This is a genomic window from Sphingomonas sp., assembly GCF_035317925.1.
GTDB lineage: Bacteria > Pseudomonadota > Alphaproteobacteria > Sphingomonadales > Sphingomonadaceae > Sphingomonas_I.
Genome location: NZ_DATHFV010000099.1, coordinates 1 through 2,996, shown reverse-complemented (window position 1 = coordinate 2,996; position 2,996 = coordinate 1). Strand labels below are relative to the sequence as shown.

The following is a 2,996-nucleotide window of genomic DNA, read 5'->3' as shown; positions in this document are numbered from 1 at the left end:
ATGGGCGGAGGCCAGAAACGGATCGACGCGCAGCATGCCAAGGGCCGCCTGACCGCACGCGAGCGATTGGACGTGCTGCTCGACCCGGGCTCGTTCGAAGAACTCGACATGTATGTCGAGCATAATTGCGTCGATTTCGGCATGGAAAAACAGGTCATTCCCGGCGACGGCGTCGTCACCGGATCGGGCACGATCAATGGCCGGCTGGTCTATGTCTTCAGCCAGGATTTCACGGTGTTCGGCGGCTCGCTGTCCGAACGTCACGCGCAGAAGATCTGCAAGGTGATGGACATGGCGCTCAAATATGGCGCGCCGGTTATCGGCCTCAACGATTCGGGCGGCGCGCGCATCCAGGAAGGTGTCGCCAGCCTTGCCGGCTATGCCGAGGTGTTCCAGCGCAACGTGCTCGCATCGGGCGTGGTGCCGCAGATCAGCGTGATCATGGGCCCGTGCGCGGGTGGGGCGGTCTATTCGCCGGCGATGACCGACTTCATCTTCATGGTGAAGGACAGCTCTTACATGTTCGTCACCGGCCCCGACGTGGTGAAGACCGTCACCAACGAGGTCGTGACGCAGGAGGAACTGGGCGGCGCGGTCACGCATACCGCCAAATCAGGTGTGGCCGACGTCGCGTTCGAGAACGATATCGAAGCCTTGCTCGCGACGCGCGATTTCTTTGACTTCCTGCCGCTGTCCAACCGCCACGATCTGCCGCAGCGCCCGACCGAAGATGCGTGGGATCGCGCCGATTCCAGCCTCGATACGCTGATCCCGGATAGCGCGAACAAGCCCTACGACATGAAGGAATTGATCGCGAAAGTGGTCGATGAAGGCGACTTTTTCGAGGTCCAGCCGACCCATGCGGGCAACATATTGTGCGGTTTCGGTCGGATCGAGGGCCGTACAATCGGCATTGTCGCCAACCAGCCGATGGTTCTGGCGGGCGTATTGGACATCAATTCGTCCAAGAAAGCGGCGCGTTTTGTGCGTTTCTGCGACGCATTCGACATCCCGATCATCACTTTTGTGGACGTTCCCGGCTTCCTGCCGGGCGTCGCGCAGGAGCATGGTGGGATCATCAAGCATGGCGCGAAACTGCTGTTCGCTTATGCCGAGGCGACCGTACCCAAGATCACGGTCATCACGCGCAAGGCCTATGGCGGCGCCTATGACGTGATGGCGTCCAAGCATCTGCGCGGCGACCTCAATTATGCCTGGCCGACCGCCGAGATCGCGGTGATGGGCGCCAAGGGTGCGGTCGAGATCATCTTCCGCGGCAAGACGCGCGAGGAGATCGCCGAGCGCACCGCCGAATATGAAGCACGCTTCGCCAACCCGTTCGTCGCCGCCTCCAAGGGCTTCATCGACGAAGTGATCATGCCGCATTCCACGCGCCGCCGGATCGCGTTGGGGCTTCGCAAGCTGCGCGACAAGCAGCTCGAAAACCCATGGAAAAAGCACGATAATATTCCTCTCTAGAAATGGTCTGAAGAATGGCTGACGCCGCAACCGACATCCTGATCGTCTCCGCCGTCCGCACCGCCATCGGTGACTTCGGAGGTGCGCTTAAAAGCGCTCCCGCAACCGAATTGGGCGCGATTGTGATCCGGGAGGCTCTGCGTCGGGCAAATATCAAAGGAGGGGACGTGCACCATGTGGTCATGGGGCACGTAATCCAGGGCACACCGCGCGAAGCCTATCTCGCTCGGATCGCTGCAGTCGAAGCGGGCGTGACGATTGCCGCGCCCGCGCTCACGCTGAACCGTCTTTGCGGCTCGGGTCTGCAGGCGATCGTCTCGGCAGCGCAGATGGTCCGCCTGGGCGAGGCCGGTATCGCCGTCGCCGGCGGTACCGAAAGCATGAGCAATTCTCCCCATGTCGCTCCAGCCGTACGATGGGGGCAGAAGATGGGCCCGGTCACTATGCTCGACGCCATGGTCGAGGTCCTCACTGATCCGTTCGGCGCCGGTCATATGGGTATGACCGCCGAGAATATTGCGAAGCGCCATGGAATTTCGCGCACGAAGCAGGACGAACTCGCCGCGGAAAGCCACCGCCGCGCGGCATGTGCGATCGAGGAGGGCCGCTTTCGGGAACAGATCGTTCCGGTCGAAGTGAGGGGCCATAAGGGCGTCGTGGTGTTCGACACCGACGAACATGTTCGCGGGGAGGTGACGGCCGAGAGTCTTGCAGCGCTTCGTCCGGCATTTACGAAGGAAGGCAGCGTTACCGCCGGCAACGCTTCGGGGCTCAACGACGGTGCGGCAGCCGTAGTGCTGGCGTCGGGCGCGACCGTCGCCGAGGCCGGTCTCAAGCCGTTGGCGCGCATAGTTTCGTGGGGTCATGCCGGTGTCGAGCCTGACGTGATGGGTCTAGGGCCGATTGAGGCGGTTCCGATCGCGCTCGATCGAGCCGGTCTGTCGCTCGACGATATCGATATAATCGAGAGCAACGAGGCTTTCGCGGCGCAGGCATGCGCGGTGGCGGAGCAGCTGGGGTTCGACTCCAGCAAGACCAATCCTAACGGAAGCGGTATTGCGCTCGGGCATCCGGTCGGCGCGACCGGAGCGATCTTGGTGGTGAAGGCACTTTACGAGTTGCGCCGCACGAGTGGTCGCTACGGCCTGATCACGATGTGTATTGGCGGCGGTCAGGGGATCGCAATGGTGATCGAACGGCTCGGCGGATGAAGCTGGGTCGATTGAACCATGTCGGTATTGCCACGCCATCGATCGACGCGGCGGTGGCAATGTATCGCGAACTGCTCGGCGCAACGGTGGTGCACGAGCCGTTCAACCTGCCCGCGCAGGGCGTGCGCGTCTGCTTCATCGATACGCCCAACAGCCAGATCGAGCTGCTCGAGCCGTTGGGCGAGAATAGCCCGATCGCGCGTTTCCTCGCCAAGAATCCGGCAGGCGGGCAGCATCATGTCTGCTTCGAGGTGCCCGACGTGAACGCCGCCAAGGCCGAACTGGAAGGAAAGGGGGCGACCGTGC

At 62.4% G+C, this 2,996-nt stretch carries 3 protein-coding genes; all 3 read left to right on the top strand.

The window, feature by feature from the left end:
• Positions 1-1,479: acyl-CoA carboxylase subunit beta (locus tag VK533_RS07485; protein ID WP_324376243.1), on the top strand; the 1,479-nt coding region annotated here is incomplete at its 5' end.
• Between the two features lie 14 nt (positions 1,480-1,493).
• Positions 1,494-2,690: a beta-ketothiolase BktB gene (gene bktB, locus VK533_RS07480; protein WP_324376242.1), complete on the top strand. Its 1,197-nt coding sequence runs from the start codon at positions 1,494-1,496 to the stop codon at positions 2,688-2,690.
• On the top strand, positions 2,687-2,996 hold a 310-nt coding region (locus tag VK533_RS07475), incomplete at its 3' end, for a VOC family protein (RefSeq protein WP_324376241.1). The genes bktB and VK533_RS07475, both read left to right, overlap by 4 nt.

Coding starts and splice junctions, on each gene's coding strand:
- bktB (WP_324376242.1), top strand. CDS start 1,494: ATGGCTGACGCCGCAACCGACATCCTGATCGTCTCCGCCGTCCGCACC.